Raw genomic sequence first — 23,680 nt, 5'->3', positions numbered from 1 at the left:
CAAATAAGCAGGCGTTTATAGTGGTATCAATGCATTTGAATGCGCAGACTCAATGCACCGGCGGTTTTAACTTTGTGGCCAACGCCAACATCAATAAAGAAACCACCACCAGTAATTGGTATGCGCCAGTAAAGTGGCCGCTGATATCCCGCATCCATCCCATGATAAACGGCCCGGTCGCCGCAATCAGATAGCCAATGGTGAGCACAAAGGCATTCCAGCGATTTGCCGCGTCGGGGCTATGCGTATGATCTAGCGGCAAGGTCATTGCCAGCGTAAATGCGCCGCCCAGGCCAAGCGCTGCCAATGGTACCCATAGCCAAGCCAATGTCCCAGGAGTGGCAATGCCAACCAGGCCTATGGTAGACAATAATGCACAGCCTGCCAGCCAACCTCGCCTGTCGATATCTCGGCTATACATGCCCACAATGGGGCTGGCGAGCATGAAACAAAAAGTGAAACTGGCCAGGACAGCTCCCGCCTCAGCGGCAGACATCCCCCGCTCCTGGTACATGCTAGCGGTCCAGGTCAGGATGGAATAAAACAGGAAATTGACACAGGCAAAGAATAACGCAATCAGCCATGCCACTGGCGTGCGCAATGGCAATCGTGATTGAGGAATTGCTGTCATAGATGGCACTGCAGAAAGTCGCCTGGTTGTGATTGATTTCCGTATCACCCACCACCAGGCGACGATTGCAATCAGGCCAAAAATCGCCCAGACACCAGTGGCCAGCCGCCAGCCTGCCGATTGCAATATCCAGCCGGTGAATCCGGCTGACAACGTACTCCCTAAAGATAGGGCTGTGGCATACACCCCCATGATGAAAGCCGCGTGATTGGCAAAACTGGCCTTGGCGATACCGGCAAACATGGCACCCGCCACCGCAATGCCTGCACCCACGCCTACCGTTGCCGTCATCAGGACAGTACTGTTGGCTGCATAAGCTCTCACGATCATCGCAATACTCAAGATACCCAGCGCCAGCATCAGCACTCTGTTCACACCAAAGCGGCGCACCAGCCAGGGGGTAGGCAAGGCTAATGCGCCCATCAAGACATCAGGGATCGCCGTCATCATCGAGGCCATGGCATGGGTTAACTGGAAGGTGTCTATGATGGCAGGCAAGGCCGGCCCCATAGAGACAATCCCTGGTCGCAGGCTGATCGCCACCAATACAATGGCTACAATCAATCCCCATTCGGCCCTGGAAAAACTTGCTTTATTGCCTGGCATGCGTTGCTCCTGAATAAATCCTGTCAGGCAAGACTGTAGTGGCGATGGCAGGATTTAAAAATACGCCATTTGCCTGATATCCTGCCAGACGCAAGCACATCACTGCAGTGATGTGGCAGCACGCGCCACAGACTCATGTAAAATGCGCAGGAATCCTGTGTTGGATAATTCTGGCGCGGCTAAAGCGCCTTTAAAAAGTTGGGGAGAATATTGTTGAAACTGGCTACCTGGAATGTCAATTCACTGACTGTACGTTTGCCGCATGTATTGGACTGGCTGGCTGCCAATCAGCCAGATGTCCTTTGCCTGCAGGAAACCAAACAGGAAGATAGCAAGTTTCCGTATGCGGCGCTGAAAGAAGCAGGTTACCACGCAGTGCATAACGGGCAAAAAACCTATAACGGGGTTGCCATCATCAGCCCACACCCAATTGAAAATGTGCATCTGGACCTACCTGATTTTGCCGACACGCAAAAAAGAATTATTGCTGCGACAATCCAGGGTGTACGTGTGATTTGCGCTTATGTGGTCAACGGACAGTCCGTAGACTCTGACAAATACCAGTACAAACTGAATTGGTTAGGGGTATTGCATGCATGGGTGAAAGAAGAACTCAGGCAGCACGACAAACTGGCGTTACTGGGCGACTACAACATTGCCCCAGACGACAGGGACTGCCACGACCCGCTAGCCTGGCAAGGACAGGTGCTGGTGAGCCCGCCGGAGCGGGAGGCGTTTCAACAACTATTGGGATTGGGATTACACGACAGTTTCCGGCTATTTAATGAAGAAGCCGGTCAATTCAGCTGGTGGGATTACCGGATGGCGGCTTTCCGCCGCAACATGGGCTTGCGCATAGACCATATCCTTGTCAGCGAAGCCTTGAAGCCTTTATGTCAAAGCTGCATCATAGACAAGGCACCCCGCAAACTGGAGCGTCCAAGTGACCACACCCCAGTGGTGCTGACACTGGCTGATGCTTAACTAATCTCAGTCTACTGGGGCTTGAAATGACAACGCAGGTCAGTTTGATGGATTTTTTGTGGATATTTGAGGATCAATAGTCATTCTGTTGACCGAAAATTTGCGCAAAAAAGACGCAATCTGAACAAGTTGACGCTCAAGTAGAGTGAAAATCGCCTGATGGAAAATCTGGGTTATATGGTGGGCATCACAAACTTGATGCCCTGCAAGACTTCTAGGATGCGCGATTTCAACCGTTTGTTCATCTCAGCCTCCATCTCTTGCAATTGCGTGGCGACCATGGCCGCGACTTTTTCCTGCAAAACAGTTTCAGAAGTCATCAATTCAGACTGCATGTTTTGCCTGAATTCGCTGAGTTGTGTCGCATTTAATTCGGCAAAGGCCTGCTGCAAAGACGCTTTGTACTCTGCCACCAGTTGTGTGGTGGCGGCTTCCTGACCAGCAGTCAGCGTTTGGTGGCTATTTTCTTGCAGTTGCTGCAAATGTGCATCAAGGCCACGCTCCAATTGCTCACGTAACACTTGCACACGCCCTTCCAATTGCGCTTGCTGGCGTTCAATCAACGGGTTGATGGCATTTTCCAGCGATTGTGCCGTGGCCTGTTCCAAGACTTCTCGTAACGACTGTTCCGCTGAGGACAGTAACTGTTGTTGTGTGTCAGTTAACTGCGAGAGTTTTTCTTCAATCACCTGCAATTGCTGTTGTGACTGACTTTCCAGCGTGGTTTGAAATGTCTGCAATTGTTGTTTGCTGATATTCCCCATGGCTTCAGTGAAGGCCTGCTCAACGGATTGAATCGTGTCACCCATCTGCACCTGTGCTTTTACCGTCAACTCCTGCTGCAAGGTATTGGCATAGTCAGCCAATGATTGCTGCCCGGCCCCAAGCGCATCGTTAGGCTGTCCGGCCAATTGGGCTGCAACCATCTGTGCAATTTCAGGGAGCAATGCCTCTTTAAGCTGTATCACCAGTTCGTCCATATCCGCAGCAGGCGCCGCGGCTTTTTGTACCACCTTGGTTAACACCGGAATTTCTGAAATATCCACACAACCTCCGTATACAAGCTGAATTACTGCTTGCTCATATGCTGAATCTCATAACCGCGTTCGCGGTAAAACGTCCAACGTTGCCGTCCAGCCACCTTTTCCTGTTCTTCCGTACCAATCAGCTCAAATAGGTGGCGGAATCGACTGAAAAATTTGGGCAGCGTGGCCTGGCAATTAAATAACAGGTCATCCTGACGAATCTGCTCTGGTTGCCAGGCCAACTGCACTTGTGCCAAAGCCGCATGTTCAGCATCAGCCAATGCATTCGGGAAAAAGCTGTCGGCAAATTGCAGCCATAACCCTTCACTCAGTTGCAACGCCCGTTCCCGGTCTGGCACATAAATGGTTACCTGCCGTTGCCGCGATAAGGCCTGGCTGACAAGATGCTGTATCAAGGCCACCTGGTCTGTCACGTCAGTATAAAAACGAATCTTGGTCATGACCGCTTACTTGGCTGCTTGCTCCAGCAAATAAGTCACCAGCAAGGGGACAGGACGACCTGTGCCGCCTTTCTCCTTGCCAGATTTCCAGGCCGTGCCTGCAATATCCAGGTGTGCCCAATCATACTTTTTGGCAAAGCGTGACAGGAAGCAGGCCGCGGTAATACTACCCGCCGCACGGCCGCCAATGTTGGCCATGTCAGCAAAATTGCTGTCGAGCTGGCCCTGGTAATCGTCCCACAATGGCATTTGCCAGGCTCGGTCATTGGCTTGCTCACCGGCTGCCAGCAAGGCTTTCGCCAGGTCATCATTATTGGCAAACAAGCCGCTGACATGGTGGCCTAAGGCAATCACACAGGCACCGGTCAGGGTGGCAATATCAATCACGGCAGCAGGTTCGAAACGTTCGGCATACGTCAGCGCATCGCAGAGAATCAGGCGACCTTCGGCATCGGTATTCAATACCTCAATCGTCTGGCCGGACATACTGGTCAGGATATCGCCGGGCTTGGTGGCACGGCCACTCGGCATGTTTTCACAGGTCGGGATCAGGCCAACCACATTGAGCGGCAACTTTAACTCACCAATGGCTTTAAACACACCTAGCACAGAGGCCGCGCCGCACATGTCATATTTCATTTCATCCATGTCTGCGCCGGGTTTGAGCGAAATACCGCCGGTATCGAACGTGATGCCTTTCCCCACCAGCACAACTGGTTTCTGCGACTTTTTACCTTGCAAATGCTGCAGCACAATAAAACGCGGCGGCTCTTCACTGCCACGCGTCACCCCCAGGAAGGAACCCATATTGAGTTTCTCAATCGCTGCCTGGTCCAACACCTCCACCTTGAATCCATAGTCTTTGGCCAGTTTTTCAGCCTGCTTGCCCAGATACGTCGGCGTACAGATATTAGGTGGCAGATTGCCGAGGTCTTTAGCCAGGGCAACACCCTGTCCCAAGCCACGGCCTTGCTTGGCACCAGCTTCAGCGGCATCAGTATCGGCTTTATCTACCAATAGAAGTAATTGTTTTAGCGGGTGCGGCTCCACAGACTTGGCCTTGATGGCATTCACTTTATAGGTGGCATCCAATGCCACTTCAGCCAATGCCGCGGCCTTTTGCTGGACTGTTATTTTTTTGAGGGTGAGGCTGGAAAAGTCAGTCGCAACATTTTCCACCCCGGTGGGCAAGGCTTTTAATGCGGCGCGGAAACTATTACGCACGCTCTTTAAAGTGGCTTCATCTGTTTTACCCAGGCCAACCAGCATGACTCTTGAGGCCATGACACCTGTCAATTGACGCAACATCAGCGTACTGCCCGCCTTGCCTTCCATATCCCCTGACTTAAGGGCGTTAGAAATTGCTTTTTCACTGACAGCATCCAGTGATTTCGCCAGATCCGTCAGTTTTTTCCCTTCATAAATGCCGACCAGCAAACAATCCGTACGCAATTTTTCCGGGGAGGTGCTTTTTATGCTAAATTCCATCTTTATCCTTTTTGGTTCATGCAACTAGCCTGAGTGATGGTTGTATTATCTAGTGTTTTATGCTGATTTCAAAGCGGTGCATCTAAATTGAAAATATTCAAACGTGCATTGTCTGCAGAGTTAATGTCCTCGGCCTCTGCGATTTTCCTGATTATCCTCGGTATTGTGGTAGCTCAACGTGCCGGCAATATCGTGCGCCAGGTGTCCAAGGGCATTTTACCCAATGACGCCATCGGCACCATCCTGACCTTCAGCCTGGTGCAATTCATGCCCATGATGCTATCGCTGGCGATTTTCCTGGCAGTCCTCCTGACGCTGACGCGCTGGCACCGTGATTCGGAAATGGTCATCTGGATGAATGCCGGGCTCAGTTTACGCCAGTGGGTGATGCCCATCATGCGTTTTATTACGCCTATCGTAATCATCATCAGCCTGTTCAGCCTGGTGATCATGCCCTGGGCCAATGACAAGGCCGAAAACTATCGGGCACAACTTAAAAAGCGTGACGAACTCTCCTCCATCAGCCCAGGGACATTTAAAGAGTCCAATAACGGTGAGCGTATTTACTTTATTGAGAGCTTCGACAAACTGGGCTACGAGGTCAAGAATATCTTTGTGCAATCGCAGCAGCATGGCAAAACCGGCATTATCACCGCCAATAGAGGTAGCCGTTACAAAGCGCCAAACGGCGACAATTTCCTGCGTATGGAACAGGGCCGACGCTATGAAACCATCCCCAACACTCTGGAAGTCACCACGACTGAATTCGAACGTTACGATATACGGGTAGAGATCAAGGAATCCACACCGCCGACCAGTACTGCGCAAACCAAGTCTACACAATCATTAATCACTGGCGCCACGACTGCTGATCAGGCAGAACTTCACTGGCGGCTAGCCATTCCCATTTCGACCATTGTCATGGTTTTACTTGCCATCCCTTTGAGCTTTGTCGACCCCCGCGCCGGGCGTTCACTCAACATTATGTTTGCCATCCTGATCTTTATCATCTACAACAACATGCTGAGTATCTTTCAAGCATGGATCACGCAGGGGAAAATTTCGATTGTCGTTGGGCTATGGCCAGTGCATTTAAGCTTTATCCTGCTTGGCTGGTATTTATATTACCGGCGCAAATACCTTAAACCATTGATTCCCGACTGGTTCAAACGTCGGGCAAAACGCGTATAAAGCCATGACACTCGTCATCTTAAATCGTTATTTCTGGAAAGAAATCAGCTTTAGCATCATGCTGGTGCTGCTGGGCCTGCTCGCCATGTTTTCCTTCTTTGACCTGTTGCAAGAGCTGGACAGCCTGGGAAGAGGACATTACGGCATCAACAGCATGCTGATTTACGTGGGCCTCAGCATTCCCGGCCATATTTACGAAGTCGCCCCGGTCGCCGTGCTTCTGGGGATTGTCTACACACTCGGCGCCATGGCCAGCAGCTCCGAACTCATCGTTATGCGCACCAGCGGCATTTCATTGCAAACCATTGCCAAAATGCTGCTGAGCATCGGCCTGGTCTTTGCGGTGGTCACCTTCCTGATTGGTGAGGTCATTGCCCCCATCAGCGAAAAAATGGCGCAACGCATTCGTATCCAGGCCACGGACTCCGTCATTGCGCAGGATTTCCAGTCTGGCCTTTGGATCAAGGATGGCAGCAGCTTCGTCAATGTCAACACGGTGATGCCGGACTCCAGCCTGGTAGATATCCGTATTTATGACTTTGATCCTGAGTTCCGTTTACGCACGATCAGTCATGCTGACAAAGGTTATTTTGAGGATGACCATTGGGTATTATCCAATGTGACACAAACCAAAATGAACACCAGCAAGGCCGTCCAGCACAACTCGGTCACCTCGCAATTTTTCAAGCAAACCAAGTGGGAGTCCCTGATCAGACCGGAATTGCTCAATGTTTTGCTAGTACTGCCAGAGAAAATGTCGGCATGGAACCTGTATAGTTTTATCCAGTACCTGCATCAGAATGGCCAGCGCAGCACCCGTTACCAGGTCGCGTTATGGTCCAAGCTGGTTTACCCCTTGGCCTGCCTGGTAATGGTCATGCTGGCCCTGCCATTTGGCTTTTTACAGCAACGCGCAGGCGGCATCAGTGCCAAGATTTTTGCTGGGATTTTCCTGGGCGTGGTCTACCAGATCATGAACCGTGTGTTTGTGCACTTGGGGGTACTGAATGACTGGTCCCCGCTTGTGAGCGCCATCAGCCCGACACTGATTTTTTTAGCGGCTGGTCTCGGCATGCTGTATTACGTTGAACGGCGCTAAGTCCTGGGTAATTCAATGATGCGTGATCCTAACAGGCGGTCATGCAAGAACTGCTGATCGCGATCCAGCAAGGCCCACCACAATGTCAATCCGGCAGGTACCAACAATAAGCTAGCCACTACATAACGCAGGATGGCTTGCTGCTCGCTTAGCAACTGATGACCATGCCCATCCACCACTTTAAGTTTCCAGGTCTGGCTTGCCAGCGTTTGCCCGGTCACCACCCAGCAGCGCACGAAATAAGCGCCCATTACCAGCCATAGCAAAGCTTGCAGTCCCAGCCTCTTCCAGCCATGTCCGGCATCGCCCACCAGCATCACATAGGCCGCCGTCAGGGCCAGGGCCAGGGCCAGCATGAGCAAGGCCTCGTAGAGCACTGCCAGGTAACGTTTAATCAAGTACTTCATCATTTAATCCAGATAGCAAAAACCCCGCAATTGCGGGGTCAGGCAGAAAACGCTTGGATTACTTCTGATCCCAGCTATCTTCCCACATACAGTGCTTGATTTTGTGACGGTTAGCGATGATTTCATCAATGCTAGGCTCGTCGTTCAAGGCACGTTTCAAGGCCAGTTTGATCGCTTCGTAGTTGTTTTTGTACAGGTCAGCCTTGTCCAGGTTTGCTTCCTTGGCACAGCCTGGATCAATCCACAGCAATGCAACGATGCACAGGTCATTCACCAGCTCTTTAGGGATAATGCCTTCGATCACGGCATCAGTAATACCATCAGCCACGCCTGCTTGCACCACGCCACCAAACAGTTCAATGTTCAGCGAGTCTTTCAAGGTGACTTTTGGCACCATCATGGTGGCAGGACGTACCATCTGGTTAATGTCACGCACGGCGAACATGGCAGTATGGCCTTTGGTTTGCGCCATCATGTTGGCAAACGCAGTACCGACCGGGCCGTCTACAGAACCGATGACGATTTCCGGCATGGCTGCAGTCACATCTTTGCCTTCGGAAAATACGGTTGCTTCACCGGCTTTCATTACGATTTTTGACATGAGAATTCCTTTTATGTCTGCAAGTTGGAGAAAAACTGAAACCGTTATTATACCAGCTCAAGTTGCATATCAACATGCAAGATATTGGCATCCAGATACGGTTCGCTACAGACTTCGAACCCGGCCTGCTGGTAGAAACCGATAGCATGCATTTGTGCCGACAAACGCGCATGCGTCACATCAAACTGGCGGCAAGTCTGGATCGCCTGCAACAACAATGCCTCACCGACTCCTTGCCTACGCCATTCAGGCAGCACAGCCATGCGCCCGATATAGCCTTCAGGCACGACCCTGGCACAGGCAACGGCCTGACCATCGCGGCTTGCCAGCAGATGTAGCGCGGTTTCATCTGTCTCATCCCACTCCAGCGAGACAGGCACATGCTGCTCTTCGATAAACACGCGTTGCCGGATATGGCAGCACGCTGGCCATAATGGATCGTGCATCGCCAGGGTATGGATGATGAGCTTGGTGCGTTGTACAGTCATAGCCGTTCCAGGGGAAATATTGCAATTGTAACTGTCGACAGGCATCATACGTGCTTTATTAAAACAGGATTTGAGGAAAAGAAATGAGTCGTTTTCAAACTGCAGCAGCCAGAATTTTGCTGGGACTGGTATTTTTTGGCGTGGTGATTTTAAAACTGATGGCCATATTGAATACCCCGGATGGTTACCTGCAATACCAGATGATGCTCGGTCAATTTGGCTTGCCCGCAGTCTTTGCCCCGTTATTGATCCTGATTCAGTTTGTGTTTGGCTTGATGCTGATTCTTGGTTTTAAAACTCAGCTATCAGCACGTGTCCTAGGTGGACTGGCCGTGTTTATGGCGCTGGTATTGGGCCAGGCCTCGCTGGATGCATTCTTCGCCTATATGGGTATTGCTGGCGGCATGTTGCTGCTGAGCGTTTACCCGCAAACCGCGTGCAGTCTGGATAACCGCAGTTCATAAATCATGTCTGATTAAAAAAGCCGGATCACCCCGGCTTTTTTATTGCAGAAAAGGCAAACACTCAACCCTTGATCTTGATCCCCAACTGTTTAAGCTTGCGGTATAAATGTGTACGTTCCAGCCCGGAAATCTCTGATAAGCGGCTCATGTTGTTTTTCACCAGCCGCATATGGTACTGAAAGTAAAAACGTTCAAATTCATCACGCGCTTCACGTAGAGGCTGGTCAAGGTTGAGCGGCATATGCTGCTCAGCGGACTCCGTGGCTTGGCCCTGAAAATTCGCAAGTACACGCTGCACATCCGCCTGTGTGATGACCTCCCCCAGGCTGGTCATGAGCAGGTTTTGTACCACAGACTCCAGCTCACCGAGGTCACCAGGCCAGTCGGCATTACGCAAAGCATTCAAAGCCGCCACATCAAACGCTTTATAGTCAATCTTACTGGCTTCAACCATCAAGGTAGCCATGGCACTCGCCAGGTCGGGAATATCCTCCTTGTGTTCATCCAGGCACGGCACCTTCACCGCAGCACCTGCCAGTGTTTGCAGCAGCGACTGTTCCAGCATGGCTTTTTCAATGAGCTGCGGCAAGCCATGTTCACTGGCACAAATCACACGGACACCATATTTTTCTGATTTGTTAATCAGCAGGCTCAGGCCTTTTTGTTCAGTTTTACCCAGCCTGGTGACTTCATCGACAAACACCACGCCTTCACGCGCCTGCTCCAGGATTTCCATAGGGGCAGTCACCAGTTTTTCATATTCTGTCAGCGCGACCCAGGGTGTATTTTGCGGACGTAAAAATTTGGCGCACAAAGGCACACTACCGCCTTTTTTACCAATCAGGAATAGCGTATTTTTATGTCGGGCGAGTTGCTCCAACCGCTGCTTGAGCTCCTGGATGACAGCACTTTTACCAAAGCTGGAGAGGTTAATTTCGGTGTGGGCGAGGTGCTCGGTGTGCTTGATGGCAGCACCCACGGTTTTGAGCAATTTTTGCAGGGCAATGGGTTTTTCGAGAAAATCAAAGGCACCCAGACGTGTCGCCTCGACGGCGGTATCTATGGTGCCATGACCAGACATCATAATGACCGGCATGGTCAGTAAACCAGCATTGGCCCACTCTTTCAGCAGGCTGATACCATCGCAATCCGGCATCCAGATATCCAGCAGGACCAGATCCGGTCGCAGTTTGAGGCGTTCGTCACGTGCAATCTGCGCGTTCTCCGCCAATCGCACGACATGCCCTTCATCACGCAAGATGTCGCTCAACAACTCACGGATGCCTATCTCGTCATCGACCACCAAAATATTACGTGAAGCCATGGTACTTCCTTACACGATGCGCTCAACGCGCCGACGCTGTTGTTGTTTATCTACCGGCAAGCTGATGGTGACGCTGGCGCCCCCTTGTGGCAGATTGTCTATGCGAATCTGTCCACGCTGCTCTTCTATCATTTTTTTGACAATGGCTAATCCCAACCCAGTGCCGTGTGACTTGGTGGTGACATAAGGTTCAAATACCCTGGCCATCACATCCGTCGGGAAACCACTACCGTTATCGGTCACTGCGAGTTTTATACGCTCGCCATCATAATCGGTCAAGATGACAATTTGCGGATCAGCGACATTGAGTAACGCATCCTGGGCATTTTGCAGCAGATTATGCAGAATTTGCCGCATCATGGTGGCATCGGCATCAATCTCCGGCAGCTGCTCATGCAAAGCCAGCACCAGCTTAACCGTAGAGGCATTGTAAAGACTGCTGACATCGCGGATCAACGCATTCAAATCCAGTTTGACCAACTTTGCAGCGGGCGTCCTGGCGTACTCGCTGAATTCATTGACCATGTTTTTCATGGCCTGTACCTGGTTAACAATCGTATCTGTCGCTTTCAACAGCATCTCGGCGTCTTTGCTTTCTAGCTTGTCCTGCAATTTGAACTGCAACCGCTCGGCCGACAATTGAATGGGTGTCAGCGGGTTCTTGATCTCATGTGCCAGGCGTCTCGCCACCTCTGCCCAGGCAGCATCGCGCTGTGCCTGTGCCATGGCAGTGACATCATCGAACACCACTACCAGGCCATGCCCGGCCCCTTCAGGCAGCCGTGTCACTCGCAACATCAGAATCTGCGTGCCGTGCACGCCTTCAATTTCTATCTGGCTGGTCATGTGCCGCTCATGGCGCTCGAACTGCAAGGTTTCCTCATAGTGCTGCATGACCAATCCCGTAAAAGGACTCAAATAGGGATTTTCGGCAGCGATCTCGGTAAAAACCTTGTTTTTGAAACCGACCAGCGAAATCCCCAAGATATTGGTCGCTGCCAGGTTATACACACGCAACTCGGCACGCTCATTAATCGTCATGACGCCGGAACTCAGGTGCGACAAAATTGCCTCAAGGTAAGCACGCGCGGATTCGACATGCTGACGGCTCTGTTCGGAAGCATTTTTTGCCTCCTGCAACTGGCGCGTCATGCTGTTAAATGACTTCACCAGCACACTGAGCTCATCCTTGCCAAACGAAGGCAGCTGCTGCGAGTAATCACCCGTTGCAATCAGGCGCGTCCCTTCTGCCAGCACCGTCAATGGTTGCGCCATGCGGCGGCTCAAGGCAAAGGCAATCGTCAAGGCGCCAAGCATGGATAGCAGCAGGATCATGGTCAGCGTCAGCATGAAAATGTCTTTCAGTGACTGGCGGCTATAAGAAAGGGTCTGGTACTCTCGGTAGACCTCCTGCACCGATTCAGCCGTATTTGACAGGGCTTTGGGCACAGGCTGCATTAATTGCAAAATACGCATTTCCCCGGTAATCCCCAGGGTCTCGACCGGAATCAGCACCCGCATGTATAAACCCTTGCCGGGAATAGGCTCGATTTTGCCGTACACACCACTTCTGGCCTGGCGCAACTGGGGGACTGAGGGTAGTTCCGGCAAAAAGCTGCTGGGATCGGAACTACTGACGGCTAGAATCGCCCCTTGAGGCGTGAGCAAGGCCGCATCCTGAATGCCCGCCTTTTCACGCAAATCGTTAATCTGGCTGTAATGTGAACGTGCAGGCTGCAAAGACAATGACACTGCCATGCTTTGTGCCTTTTCCTTGACATCACCCAGCATAATATCAAGTGCACGCTGCCCGAGGCTAAGTCCACCATCCAGCGCAGATTCGACCTTGACGTTAAACCAGGACTCAATCGAACGCGACAGGAAATTCACAGACACCAGATACACAATCATGCCTGGAATCAATGCCATCAACGCAAAGGTGACCAGCAACCTGAAATTGAGTTTACTGCCGACCTGCCTGGCTTTGGTAGTCAGATAAAGGTGGCGCAGCTGGTAAGCAATAACACCGAGCAACAGCAAGGCTAATCCGGCATTGACATAGAGCAAGACCAGATAATAATCACCGCTGATAGCCGTATTCGCACTGGCCAGTGACAGCAGGTAAAGCAGGACTGCTGCCAGGAAAATGGACAAAATCAGGACATACCGCATAAGCTAGCGCTGCGTTTCCTTTACCCACCAGGTAAATGTGGGCGTCATCAACTCCCAGTCGCTTTCACCCAATGCATCCAGCTGCAATGCTTTGGGCAGTTTGCTAGTATCCAGGTGCATTTTGAGCGCCGCCTGATAAGACTGGTTTTTTTCCAACGTGGCATGCGGCACAAGACGCCAGTCATGGATGACTCCCAGCTCGCGCTTAGCCTCGCCCAGGCTGTCAAATACCTTTTGCTGCTGGGGATAATTAATCAGGTATTGCTTGGTCAGCGCATGATAATTAAGTGTGACCGCGCGTCGTTCCGTGACGACTTCGTCATCAAACCAGTACTTTAGGGGTTTGACGATTTGGAATTCATACAAAAAAGTCAGGGGCACGCCTTTATTGAGTGCCTCTTCCAGCGCGCGGCCAAACTGGATATCCATATCCGCATCCAGCGTCCACACATCATCACGCAACACCAATTCGGCATTACGAATATGCGCATGATTGCCAGCTGCCACCGCCATCCAGGTGGTGAGGGCCAGTAGCAATACGCATGACCAAAATAATCGATTAATGTTTTTGCAGTAGCGCATAAAACAATCCGTCATGTTCGGCAGTCGGCAATAACTGACCACCAAGCGACTGACATGGCAATGTGGACACGTCAAAAACGACTGGCAATCTTGTCGCATCTGCATGCGTACTTAAAAACTGCTGAATTTGCATTTCGTTTTCTTGTTGAAATATTGAGCAGGTCACGTACAGCAATTTACCGCCTTTTGCCAGCATTTGCCACAAATTCGACAAAATTTCCTGCTGCGTTCTAGCAAAAGTCGCCAGATCTTCCGGCCTGCGCAACCATTTCATGTCCACGTGGCGGCGTACAATTCCAGAGGCACTGCAAGGCACATCTGCCAGAATACGGTCGAATAACTGACCATCAAACCAGTCAGCTTGTGCCGCATTGCCAACCATCACTTGCGTCTGCAACCCTAACCGTTGGAGATTATCCTCTACCCGCTGCAATCGTTCTGCCTCTATATCCAGCGATAGCAAATCTACCTCGCATGTCTCCAGGAGATGGCAGGTCTTGCCACCTGGCGCACTGCAGGCATCCAGCACGCGCATACCCGGCTGCAGGTCCAGCAATGGAGCCGCCCATTGCGCACCGGCATCCTGCACACTCACCCAGCCTGCCGCAAAATGAGGTAGCTTGTGGACAGGCAAAGGCTGCTGCAACTGGATGGCCGCCCCACCCAAATGATGCGCTTTGATGTCGGCCTTTTCCAACCATTGCATATATGACGCGACATCCGTCTTGCGCAGGTTCACACGCAAGGTCATGGGCGGATGGCTGTTGCCGATCTCAAGGATGGTTTGCCACTGCTGCGGATACTGTTGCTTGAGGGTGTCTATCCACCATTGCGGATAATTAAACTTCACCTCTTCTCGCTGGGCAACCGTGGATTGCAAGGCTGTGCGCTGGCGTAAAAAATTACGCAAGACAGCATTGACCAGCCCTTTTGACCAGCGCTGGCCGGTTTTACCGGCTGCTTCTACCGCCTGATCAACCACCGTGAAGTCATTATCTCCACCATGCAGCAATTGCGACAATGCCACCAGGAGCAAGGCCTGTACGCGATCATCTGTCACTGGCTTTGAGGTCAGGGCCTGCAGGTACGCGGCCGCCTCTGCATAAAATCGCAGGGTCAGATAACTGTAATCCTGCGCTGCCGCCTGTTGTTGTGGCGTGGCCGATTTGACCTTGCGCAAGGCTTTGGGCATGGAAACAGTCAGGTTATGTCCGGCCAACACCTCGGCCACCGCATACGCGGCAATTAACTGGGCAACTTGCACCGGGAATCTCTAGGCAAAAAAGCTTATTTTACTTGATGCGCCCCGATTGCATAGTGAAAACGCTTGCAATAAAAAAAGCCTTCACAAGGAAAGCCTTTTGCAACACGTCTAGCACTTAATACTGGCTTGCCAACGCCATCAACCGGCGAATCCGCTCCTCTGTTTGCGGGTGGGTACTGAACAACCCTGCCAGGTCGGCACCAGACAAAGGGTTGATAATCATCATTTGCCCGGTTTCAGGATGCTGCTCCGCTGTCATGTTCGGGATCTGGTGGGCATAGTTATGGATTTTTTCCAGCGCTGCTGCCAGGGCCTTGGGATCACGACTGATATCCGCGCCCATGCGATCCGCTTCATATTCGCGTGACCGCGAGATCGCCATCTGGATCAATGACGCCGCCAGCGGCGCCAATATCATGATCAGGATACCAATCAACGGGTTGGGTCTATCCTCACCCTCTCTATGGGCACCACCGAACATCAAGCCGAACTGTGCAATAGATGAAATCGCACCGGCAACGGTCGCTGAAATAGTCGAAATCAGCGTATCACGGTTTTTAACGTGGGCCAGTTCATGCGCCATCACACCTCGCAACTCACGCTCACTCAAGATTTGCATAATCCCTGTGGTCGCTGCAACGGCCGCATTTTCAGGATTGCGACCGGTAGCAAACGCATTGGGCTGGCTTTCGTTGATCACAAATACGCGTGGCATGGGTAATTCCGCACGCTCTGCGAGCTCTTTGACCATATTGTAGTAATTGCGGAACTGCCCATTGCCAAAATTGTTCTCGGCATTGATTTCCACCGCGCCATACATCTTCAATACCGCCTGATCACTAAACCAGTAGGCATAAAAGTTCATGCCTCCGGCCAACAACAAGGCCAGTAACATGCCGCCCTGACCGCCCAATGCCCCACCGACAGCGACAAATAATGCCGTGATTGCTGCCATCAGCACAAAGGTTTTGGTCCAGTTACCTAACATACATACTCCTTGAATACATTGAATACCATCCTCCTAATATGTGGGGATGACAGGCGTTTTTCAATGGCTGATACCCATATACTTAAGGACTCAAATACTCAGATGATCTCGAACACAGTTGACGTTCAGGATCACCATTGTTCTTAGAAAAACTGGTTGCCCACCTGCACGTGCTGACCTTGTACAAACTGCTGTGCCGTTTGCCGTTTGCCACCAGGCATTTGCAGTTCATGAATGTCCAATACACCTTCACCACAAGCCACACGTAAAGGCTGTGTTTCAAGCACCCTACCAGGCTGACCTTGCCCATTTGCCGCCTGCGCAAACCATATTTTGCAGACCTGCTCTTTAAATTTGGCTGTGGCTACCGGAAACGGATTAAACGCCCGTACCTGACGCGAAAGTTGTTGGGCTGGCTGAGTCCAGTCGATGGCCGATTCAGATTTTTCCAGTTTGTGGGCGTAGGTCACCAGCGACTCATCTTGCACCTCAGATGGCAACTGCCCCGTGTTTTGTAAGGTGTGCATGGCTTCGACCATCAAGCGCGCACCTTCACGGCTGATCGCATCATGCAGGCTCTGTGTGGTGTCAGCTTCGGTAATGGCAACAGCCCATTTGCTGATCATATTGCCCGCATCCAGCTTGGGCACCACTTCCATAATCGTGACTCCGGTCTCGGCATCACCCGCCAGAATGGCTCTATGAATAGGTGCGGCACCACGCCAGCGCGGTAGCAATGAGCCGTGAATGTTATAACAACCTTTGGAAGGAAGATTCAACACGGCAGTTGGAATAATCAGGCCGTACGCCGCCACGATCATGACGTCTGCCTGTGCGGCGGCGAGCTCGGCTTGCACTTCGGCTGGTTTGAGGCTTTCCGGCTGAAACACTCGCAAGCCATGCTGGAGTGCTAGTTGCTTGACCGGGCTGGCTTTAAGCTGCATGCCGCGTCCAGCAGGGCGATCCGGCTGCGTAAGTACCATGACAATCTCATGACCGGCATCAATCAACCCCTGCAAGGCAGGCACGGCAAACTCCGGTGTCCCGGCATAAATAATTCGCATATGATTTCTATGTTCCGTGCTTAGTAACTGTTGCGCTCGATTTCGCGCGCGTGCTTAACCATTTTGGTACGGATACGGTTGCGTTTCAGTGGAGACAGGTACTCAACAAACACCTTGCCTTTGAGATGATCCATTTCGTGCTGGATACACACACTGAGCAGGCCGTCTGCATCCAGCTTGAAGGTTTTGCCATGCACGTCCTGCGCCTCAACAGTGATGAATTCGGCGCGGGTGACACTCTCATAAATGCCAGGCACGGATAAACAACCCTCTTCATAATCCTGGCTGCCAGACTGGGCAATGATTTTAGGGTTAATCAACACCAGCAGATCATTTTTTTCCTTGCTTAAGTCAATCACAATCAACTGGATATGTTGATCCACCTGTGTGGCTGCCAAACCTATGCCTGGCGCATCATACATGGTCTCTGCCATATCGCTGACCAGTTGCTGCAATGCCTCATCAAACACTTGCACGGGTTTAGCCACAGTGTGCAAGCGCGGATCCGGATATTGCAAAATTGGAAGGTGTGCCATGCTCTACAAATCTTTCCATTCAAATAGTTTGCGGGAAAACAGGGCAAAACGCCCTTTTTTCACCTTGATCAGAACTTTAAACCCATGCTAGATTGGTCGACATTGCGCAGACGCTGCGCACCGTGAGTACTGCCATCCTTTTCAGCTGCATAGTACAGAGACGCCCCATGACCAAAATTGTTCAAATTATAACCTCGCTTGCCCTGGCTTGTTGCAGCTTGTTGGTGCAGGCAGAAGAAATTCCCTTGCGTGCGCGCCATCCGGACCGCCATGTCGTGGTCAAAGGCGATACGCTATGGGATATTTCTGCCAAGTTTCTCAAGAATCCCTGGCAATGGCCGCAAATCTGGCAACTCAACCGTGAACGGATTAAAAACCCGCACTGGATTTATCCAGGGGATGTGATTGTGCTGGATACCAGCAGCGGTAAACCCGTGTTGAAACTGGTGCGTGAATCGGTCACGCTGGAGCCTGGCGTGATTGTGACGCCAATCAAAGGCGATGCAATTCCAGCCATACAGCCCAGCACCATCCTGCCATTCTTGACCAAACCCATGCTCATTTCGCCCGAAGACTTGAAAGCGGCACCAAGGATAGTCGCAGCACAGGAAGAGCGAGAGATCTTAAGCCCGGGAACACATATTTACGTACAAGGTTTGCCAGAATCCGGCAGAAACGTGTGGGCCATCTACCGCGAAGGCGAGCCCGTCAAAGACCCCGAAACGGGAGAACTACTTGGTAATGAAGCCCATTACCTCGGTGAAGCCAGGCTGTTACGCCCAGGCAAGCCTGCCACCTTGACTGTTACCCAAGCCAAGGAAGAAATTGCCGTCAAGGACAAACTGATCGCGGTGGAAGACGAACTGACACCAGCTTACATACCCCATGCGCCTGAAACACACATCCAGGGACAGATTGCACGTGTCAGCCAGGGAATTGATGAAACCGGCTATGGGCGGGTTGTTGTACTTAACCGCGGTGAAGAACAAGGCATTGAACGGGGACATGTGTTATCGGTACTGCGCAAGGGCGTGAATATGGTGGACCCGGAATCCGACCCCAAAAAACCAGTCAACATACAGCTACCAGATGAGCCGGTTGGCCTGGTGATGGTGTTCAAGACCTTCCCCAAACTGTCTTACGCCCTGGTGATGCAGGCCTCACAGCCCATCCATACCGAAGACGTTGTACGCACCCCATAACCCCTCAGCAATCGCGTGACTTTAACAACTAATCAACTCACGCCTTGGATTGCGCTTAGCCTGGTTGACGGGCTAGGTAGCGTCACTTATTGCCAGCTACTATTGCGCTTTCAAACCCCAGAAGCGGTTTTGGCAGCGCCCTATACCGCCCTGCGCGAGATTGTGAACAAAGAGGTCGCCGATGGCATCCAGAAAGCCATGGATGATCCGCATATTGGACTCACACTGGACTGGCTGACGCAAACGGATAACCACCTGATTACCCTCGGCGACTCTTATTATCCACAGCGACTGCTGGAAACTGACCAGCCCCCGCCAGTACTATACGCAAAGGGCAACCTGCAAATGCTCAAACGCCCTGGCATGGCGATTGTCGGTAGCAGACACGCGACACCACAGGGTGAAGCCACCGCCGAAAACTTTGCTGAGAGCCTGTGCCGGGCAGGATTTGTTGTTGTGAGCGGACTGGCATTGGGCATCGATGGTGCCGCACACCGCGGCGCATTGAAAGCGGATGGCGCGACGATTGCTGTGGTCGGCACCGGGCTGGATATTGTGTATCCGGCCAGGCATAAAGCCCTGGCCCACCAGATTGTGCAATACGGGCTAATCCTCTCCGAATACCCGCTGGGCACCCCATCCCTCACGCACAACTTTCCGCGACGCAACCGCATCATCAGCGGATTATCTGAGGGTTGCCTGGTAGTAGAAGCCAATATTGATAGCGGCTCATTGATTACCGCCAGGCTCGCCACTGAGCAAGGTCGGGAAGTGTTTGCCATTCCTGGCTCAATTCACTCCCCAGTGGCCAAAGGGTGCCATGCATTGATTAAGCAAGGCGCAAAACTGGTCGAATCCACCGAAGACATCGTGAGCGAATTGCGTCATGTCCGCCTGCCAAACCCGGCAGTTTCGATTAGCCCGAATGGGCCATTACCCGATTGGACTAATCTACCCGCCGAAGCAAGCCCTGTATTGGCCTGCATGGGATTTGACCCTCTCTTTGCAGAGCAGATTGCGGCGCGCTCAGGCTTGACGCCCGAACAAGTTTCCACCATGCTAACACTACTTGAATTAGAAGGTGTGGTTAGCCATCTCGCCAATGGTCAATTCCAACGACTGGCTTAAACCTGCCCATAAACGCTGGCAATGTCTTAGCGTATTTGAGGAGACTATATACATGTTGGAAGTATTGATATTTATTTATCAAAATTACTGGGACAAACATGATGCGTTGGAGCTGAAAGAAACAGACGAAACCATCATGGCTTACGAGCTATCCCAGGCTGGATTTAATCACCAGGATATCTTGCACGCAGTGGACTGGGTCAAAGACCTGCGCCGCTCGGTACAACAACCGCAATACCAGCAAGACCCAGCGGCAATCCGCGTTTTCTGCGATATGGAACGCAGCAAGATTAATGACGACAGCCTGAATTTCCTGGGCCTGCTGCAAAGAAGCAACATTATCTCGGCTTATGAGCGCGATCTGATTATTGACCGCGCCATGGTGCTGCCACAGGAAACACTGAGTATGGAAGATATCCGCTGGATCACCATGATGGTGTTGTGGGACGAAACTCGCAAGCAGGATTACCTGTTTGTCGAAGATGCCTTGTTTAACCCGCAAGGTCTTTCACTACAATAAGCGTATGCTTCAAAAAAAAGCGCGACCTGAATCAGGTCGCGCTTTTGTTTTTTATGGTTACAGTTGACGGATAATCTGGCCAATAATGCCAGCCTGGTTCAGCGTATAGAAATGCATTTTATCCACGCCAGACGCAATCAGCTTGGCGCAAATATCGGTGACTACATCCACGCCAAAAGCACGCAATGACGACAAGTCATCACCATAAGCTTCCAGACGTAAACGTAACCAGCGCGGAATTTCGGCACCACACACATTGGAAAAACGCGCCAGCTGTGTGTAATTGTAGATAGGCATAATGCCCGGAATAATAGGTGCTGCGACACCCATTTTTTGCGCAGCTTCCACAAAGCGGAAATACGCATCTACGTTGTAAAAATACTGCGTAATGGCCGAATCGGCACCGGCATCGATTTTACGCTTGAAGTTTTCCAGGTCTTTTTGTGCAGAGCCAGCTTCCGGGTGAAACTCAGGGTAAGCCGCTACTTCGAGGTGAAACCAGTCACCGGTTTCAGCACGGATAAAACTCACCAGCTCATTGGCATATTTAAAATCGCCAGCACTCACTTCGCCAGAAGGAATATCGCCGCGCAAGGTGACCAGTCGCTTGATGCCTTTGGCTTGATAAGCCTGTAACAACTCACGAATTTCTTCTTTACTGGAGGAAATACAGGAAATATGAGGCGCTGCCCCATGGCCTTCCGCCTGAATTTCCAGCACGCTTTCCATAGTACGGTCACGCGTGGAGCCACCTGCGCCAAAAGTGACCGAGAAAAATTCGGGTGAGAATGCCGCCAGCTCATTGCGCACATTGCGCAGATTAGCCATGCCTTCCGCCGTCTTGGGCGGGAAGAATTCAAAACTGTAAGAGAGTTTATTATTCACTTGTTTAATCTTTATCTATTTGCGCTTGACGCGACGCCAGCTGGCTGTGCACTTAATCCTTGCCATCCACGACAATCGCGCTGAGTACGCCCGAGATCAGACTGTACACCAGCGCACCAATCACGCCGATGAGGATAGAGCTGACCGAAAAACCTTCCAGGTAATTGCCCACCGCCCAAAAAAGCAGTCCGTTAATGACCAGTATAAACAGGCCCAGCGTTAATAAAGTAATAGGCAATGTCAGAAGAACTAGTAGTGGCTTGATGAGCACATTGACCAGGCCAATTACCAGCGCAGCCACCAGTGCCGCTTTAAAGTTCGCCACATGAATGCCAGGCACCAGATAGGTGACGGATATCAGCGCCACTGCATTCAAAACCCAGACTACCAGCAACTTAAACATGCTCACTCCTCAGGATGGATGTGAGGAGAGTGTACACCGAAACCACCGCCAGGACATCTGGCGATGGCTACAAGTGTGGATACCGCAGTTTAGTATCTATAATGCTCTGGCTTGTATGGGCCGTTTTTGTTCACGCCAATATAAGCTGCTTGTGCATCCGTCAAAGTAGTCAATTGCGCATTGAGTTTTTTCAACTGCAAAATGGCCACTTTTTCATCCAAATGCTTAGGCAAGGTGTATACGCCAACAGGATATTTGTCGGTTTGCGTAAACAACTCGATTTGTGCGATGGTCTGGTTAGCAAAGCTGGAGCTCATGACATAGCTTGGGTGACCAGTACCGCAACCCAGGTTGACCAAGCGACCTTTTGCCAGCAGGATAATACGCTTGCCGTCAGGGAAAATCACATGATCCACTTGTGGCTTGATTTCTTCCCACTGGTATTTTTCAATGCTGGCAACATCGATTTCGTTATCGAAGTGGCCAATGTTACACACAATGGCCTGGTCTTTCATTTTGGCCATATGCTCATGCGTAATGACATGGTAGTTACCGGTAGCTGTGACAAAAATATCGGCATGCTCAGCCGCATAATCCATGGTCACCACACGGTAGCCTTCCATGGCTGCCTGCAAGGCACAAATCGGGTCAATCTCAGTCACCCATACTTGGGCAGACAAGGCACGCAACGCTTGTGCAGAACCTTTACCCACGTCACCGTAACCGGCTACGACGGCAATTTTACCGGCAATCATCACGTCAGTCGCGCGCTTGATACCGTCAACCAGTGATTCACGGCAGCCATATAAGTTATCAAACTTTGACTTAGTCACAGAGTCATTGACGTTGATCGCTGGAAAGGCCAGCTTGCCTTCTTTGTGCATTTGGTACAAACGGTGCACGCCAGTGGTGGTTTCTTCGGTCACGCCTTTGATTGCAGCCAAACGTACAGAGTACCAGTTTGGATCTGTTTTCAGCTTGGCTTTAATCGCGTTGAACAAACAAATTTCTTCTTCAGAGGTCGGATTGGCCACGACAGATAAATCTTTTTCAGCACGAGTACCCAGATGCAACAGCAATGTGGCGTCGCCACCATCATCCAGGATCATGTTGGAATAACCACCATCTACCCATTCGAAAATGCGGTGGGTGTAATCCCAGTAGTCTTCCAGTGTTTCGCCTTTGACGGCAAATACGGCAGTCCCGGTCGCAGCAATCGCAGCCGCAGCATGGTCTTGGGTAGAGAAAATATTACAGGAAGCCCAGCGCACTTCAGCACCCAAATCCTTCAGGGTTTCAATCAGTACAGCGGTCTGGATAGTCATATGTAAGGAGCCAGTGATACGGGCGCCTTTGAGCGGTTGTTGAGCAGCATATTCTTCACGAATTGCCATCAAGCCAGGCATTTCGGTCTCGGCAATCGCAATCTCTTTGCGACCCCATGCCGCCAGGGACATGTCAGCAACAACGTAATCTTTAATATCAGCTACAGTATTCATGTTTCAATCCTTTAAAAATATGAAAACTGAGCAGGAAATGTTCATCAGAACCGGGGAAACGTTTGTTCACCTTTTTTCCGTGCTCGCACAGTGAAAAGTGAACGCCGTTAAGATGCTTTGCAGCAAATGCTCTGAGCCTGGGAGCCGAATGACTCTCGCAGCGTTCCTCAGAAGTTGCGGATTATACGCTAACCCTGGCATTTTACAAAAAAGCCAGCGCTTGCAAACTTCAAACAAAGGGATAAATCCGACGCAAATAAACCGCTAAACCGGGTGTGTTGCGTGAATCTATAAACTGACGTCATTCCCCCCTGTTACTCTGCAAAATCATTGTCATACACCTATGCCATGATGTCATCACAGCAACACTCAAGACAACAGATTAGGAAAGGTGGTTCACATGACGATGTATCAAGTGATGGATGAAGAGAACCATTGCATCGCAACCTTTCATCATTTTCAGGAAGCGATATATACCGCACAAGACTTTACCTTGTGGGATGATGAACATTACTACCATGTTGAAGAGTTAGACATGGCAGTGGCTTAAGCGATTGCAATACTCTTAAAGATTTAAAACAAAAGCGCCCGGTTGGGCGCTTTTTTATGGCTCACTATTGACACTTGACTGACTGATTATCCCTGAGCTGATGAATTAATCAAGACTG

At 51.1% G+C, this 23,680-nt stretch carries 25 protein-coding genes and 1 riboswitch; of the genes, 8 read left to right on the top strand and 17 right to left on the bottom strand.

Going from position 1 to position 23,680, the window contains the following annotated elements; all coding sequences use genetic code 11:
• Positions 1–49: 49 nt before the first annotated feature.
• On the bottom strand, positions 50–1,237 hold the full coding sequence (locus ACJ67_RS01885; RefSeq protein WP_231587224.1) for a CynX/NimT family MFS transporter: 1,188 nt from the start codon (positions 1,235–1,237) through the stop codon (positions 50–52).
• A gap of 213 nt (positions 1,238–1,450) precedes the next feature.
• Between ACJ67_RS01885 and xth the strand changes: the two genes are divergently transcribed.
• Positions 1,451–2,221: an exodeoxyribonuclease III gene (gene xth, locus ACJ67_RS01880; RefSeq protein ID WP_049637653.1), complete on the top strand. Its 771-nt coding sequence runs from the start codon at positions 1,451–1,453 to the stop codon at positions 2,219–2,221.
• A gap of 173 nt (positions 2,222–2,394) precedes the next feature.
• On the opposite strand, the gene ACJ67_RS01875 is transcribed toward xth, so the two are convergent.
• The 3 genes from ACJ67_RS01875 to ACJ67_RS01865 are packed head-to-tail and all read right to left on the bottom strand — an operon-like array spanning position 2,395 to position 5,195.
• Positions 2,395–3,267, bottom strand: coding sequence for a hypothetical protein (locus tag ACJ67_RS01875; protein WP_049637652.1), 873 nt, complete (start codon positions 3,265–3,267; stop codon positions 2,395–2,397).
• 23 nt (positions 3,268–3,290) lie between these two features.
• Positions 3,291–3,707 carry a DNA polymerase III subunit chi gene (locus ACJ67_RS01870; protein WP_049637651.1) on the bottom strand — a complete coding sequence of 139 codons (417 nt, stop codon included), beginning with the start codon at positions 3,705–3,707 and terminating at the stop codon, positions 3,291–3,293.
• A 6-nt stretch (positions 3,708–3,713) separates the two neighbouring features.
• Complete coding sequence (locus ACJ67_RS01865; protein WP_049637650.1) at positions 3,714–5,195, bottom strand: leucyl aminopeptidase; 1,482 nt, start codon at positions 5,193–5,195, stop codon at positions 3,714–3,716.
• 87 nt (positions 5,196–5,282) lie between these two features.
• On the opposite strand from ACJ67_RS01865, the gene lptF reads away from it, so the two are divergent.
• Positions 5,283–6,386 carry an LPS export ABC transporter permease LptF gene (lptF, locus tag ACJ67_RS01860; protein ID WP_049637649.1) on the top strand — a complete coding sequence of 368 codons (1,104 nt, stop codon included), beginning with the start codon at positions 5,283–5,285 and terminating at the stop codon, positions 6,384–6,386.
• A gap of 4 nt (positions 6,387–6,390) precedes the next feature.
• A complete protein-coding gene (gene lptG, locus ACJ67_RS01855) occupies positions 6,391–7,485 on the top strand; it encodes an LPS export ABC transporter permease LptG (protein WP_049637648.1) in 1,095 nt (364 codons plus the stop codon).
• On the opposite strand, the gene ACJ67_RS01850 is transcribed toward lptG, so the two are convergent.
• Genes ACJ67_RS01850 through ACJ67_RS01840 form a run of 3 tightly spaced genes read right to left on the bottom strand, consistent with a single transcriptional unit; the run spans position 7,482 to position 8,981 of the window.
• Positions 7,482–7,895 (bottom strand): RDD family protein, encoded by a 414-nt coding sequence (locus tag ACJ67_RS01850; protein WP_231587223.1) that lies wholly within the window; start codon positions 7,893–7,895, stop codon positions 7,482–7,484. The genes lptG and ACJ67_RS01850 overlap by 4 nt on opposite strands.
• A gap of 55 nt (positions 7,896–7,950) precedes the next feature.
• On the bottom strand, positions 7,951–8,493 hold the full coding sequence (fae, locus tag ACJ67_RS01845; RefSeq protein ID WP_018986747.1) for a formaldehyde-activating enzyme: 543 nt from the start codon (positions 8,491–8,493) through the stop codon (positions 7,951–7,953).
• Positions 8,494–8,540: 47 nt separating this feature from the next.
• Entirely contained in the window at positions 8,541–8,981 is a 441-nt protein-coding gene (locus ACJ67_RS01840) for a GNAT family N-acetyltransferase (RefSeq protein ID WP_049637646.1), read from the bottom strand.
• A gap of 83 nt (positions 8,982–9,064) precedes the next feature.
• Here ACJ67_RS01840 and ACJ67_RS01835 point away from each other — a divergent pair, with 83 nt between their 5' ends.
• The gene (locus ACJ67_RS01835; RefSeq protein ID WP_049637645.1) at positions 9,065–9,445 is read left to right on the top strand and encodes a DoxX family protein; all 381 of its coding nucleotides are present in this window, start codon (positions 9,065–9,067) and stop codon (positions 9,443–9,445) included.
• A 61-nt stretch (positions 9,446–9,506) separates the two neighbouring features.
• Here the strand turns inward: ACJ67_RS01835 and ACJ67_RS01830 are convergent, their stop codons facing one another.
• From ACJ67_RS01830 to def, 7 genes are all read right to left on the bottom strand, one after another.
• Positions 9,507–10,769, bottom strand: a complete 1,263-nt coding sequence (locus ACJ67_RS01830) for a sigma-54 dependent transcriptional regulator (protein WP_049637644.1) — start codon at positions 10,767–10,769, stop codon at positions 9,507–9,509.
• A gap of 9 nt (positions 10,770–10,778) precedes the next feature.
• Entirely contained in the window at positions 10,779–12,941 is a 2,163-nt protein-coding gene (locus tag ACJ67_RS01825; RefSeq protein WP_049637643.1) for an ATP-binding protein, read from the bottom strand.
• A 3-nt stretch (positions 12,942–12,944) separates the two neighbouring features.
• The gene (locus tag ACJ67_RS01820; RefSeq protein WP_049637642.1) at positions 12,945–13,523 is read right to left on the bottom strand and encodes a DUF4390 domain-containing protein; all 579 of its coding nucleotides are present in this window, start codon (positions 13,521–13,523) and stop codon (positions 12,945–12,947) included.
• On the bottom strand, positions 13,501–14,787 hold the full coding sequence (gene rsmB / locus ACJ67_RS01815; RefSeq protein ID WP_049637641.1) for a 16S rRNA (cytosine(967)-C(5))-methyltransferase RsmB: 1,287 nt from the start codon (positions 14,785–14,787) through the stop codon (positions 13,501–13,503). Before rsmB ends, ACJ67_RS01820 begins: the two co-directional genes overlap by 23 nt.
• Positions 14,788–14,902: 115 nt before the next feature.
• Positions 14,903–15,775 (bottom strand): zinc metalloprotease HtpX, encoded by an 873-nt coding sequence (gene htpX, locus ACJ67_RS01810; protein ID WP_049637640.1) that lies wholly within the window; start codon positions 15,773–15,775, stop codon positions 14,903–14,905.
• A 143-nt stretch (positions 15,776–15,918) separates the two neighbouring features.
• Positions 15,919–16,839 carry a methionyl-tRNA formyltransferase gene (fmt, locus tag ACJ67_RS01805; RefSeq protein ID WP_049637639.1) on the bottom strand — a complete coding sequence of 307 codons (921 nt, stop codon included), beginning with the start codon at positions 16,837–16,839 and terminating at the stop codon, positions 15,919–15,921.
• Between the two features lie 20 nt (positions 16,840–16,859).
• Positions 16,860–17,375, bottom strand: coding sequence for a peptide deformylase (def, locus tag ACJ67_RS01800; RefSeq protein ID WP_049637638.1), 516 nt, complete (start codon positions 17,373–17,375; stop codon positions 16,860–16,862).
• A 167-nt stretch (positions 17,376–17,542) separates the two neighbouring features.
• Between def and ACJ67_RS01795 the strand changes: the two genes are divergently transcribed.
• From ACJ67_RS01795 to ACJ67_RS01785, 3 genes are read left to right on the top strand one after another with little or no spacing between them, the layout of a single operon-like run.
• The gene (locus tag ACJ67_RS01795) at positions 17,543–18,577 is read left to right on the top strand and encodes a LysM peptidoglycan-binding domain-containing protein (protein ID WP_049637637.1); all 1,035 of its coding nucleotides are present in this window, start codon (positions 17,543–17,545) and stop codon (positions 18,575–18,577) included.
• A 15-nt stretch (positions 18,578–18,592) separates the two neighbouring features.
• Entirely contained in the window at positions 18,593–19,705 is a 1,113-nt protein-coding gene (dprA, locus tag ACJ67_RS01790; protein ID WP_049637636.1) for a DNA-processing protein DprA, read from the top strand.
• Between the two features lie 52 nt (positions 19,706–19,757).
• Positions 19,758–20,225: a DUF494 family protein gene (locus ACJ67_RS01785; RefSeq protein ID WP_018986759.1), complete on the top strand. Its 468-nt coding sequence runs from the start codon at positions 19,758–19,760 to the stop codon at positions 20,223–20,225.
• 57 nt (positions 20,226–20,282) lie between these two features.
• On the opposite strand, the gene metF is transcribed toward ACJ67_RS01785, so the two are convergent.
• From metF to ahcY, 3 genes are all read right to left on the bottom strand, one after another.
• Positions 20,283–21,110, bottom strand: a complete 828-nt coding sequence (gene metF / locus ACJ67_RS01780) for a methylenetetrahydrofolate reductase [NAD(P)H] (protein ID WP_049637635.1) — start codon at positions 21,108–21,110, stop codon at positions 20,283–20,285.
• 52 nt (positions 21,111–21,162) lie between these two features.
• A complete protein-coding gene (locus ACJ67_RS01775) occupies positions 21,163–21,513 on the bottom strand; it encodes a phage holin family protein (RefSeq protein ID WP_049637634.1) in 351 nt (116 codons plus the stop codon).
• Between the two features lie 89 nt (positions 21,514–21,602).
• Positions 21,603–23,012 (bottom strand): adenosylhomocysteinase, encoded by a 1,410-nt coding sequence (gene ahcY / locus ACJ67_RS01770; protein ID WP_049637633.1) that lies wholly within the window; start codon positions 23,010–23,012, stop codon positions 21,603–21,605.
• Between the two features lie 92 nt (positions 23,013–23,104).
• Positions 23,105–23,187, bottom strand: a riboswitch (S-adenosyl-L-homocysteine riboswitch).
• 225 nt (positions 23,188–23,412) lie between these two features.
• Here ahcY and ACJ67_RS14780 point away from each other — a divergent pair.
• Complete coding sequence (locus tag ACJ67_RS14780; RefSeq protein WP_154650038.1) at positions 23,413–23,562, top strand: hypothetical protein; 150 nt, start codon at positions 23,413–23,415, stop codon at positions 23,560–23,562.
• Positions 23,563–23,680: the final 118 nt, after the last annotated feature.

It is taken from the genome of Methylophilus sp. TWE2, from assembly GCF_001183865.1.
Taxonomy (GTDB): domain Bacteria; phylum Pseudomonadota; class Gammaproteobacteria; order Burkholderiales; family Methylophilaceae; genus Methylophilus.
The sequence above is the reverse complement of the archived record's forward strand: the minus strand, read 5'-3'. Positions and strand labels throughout refer to the sequence as shown.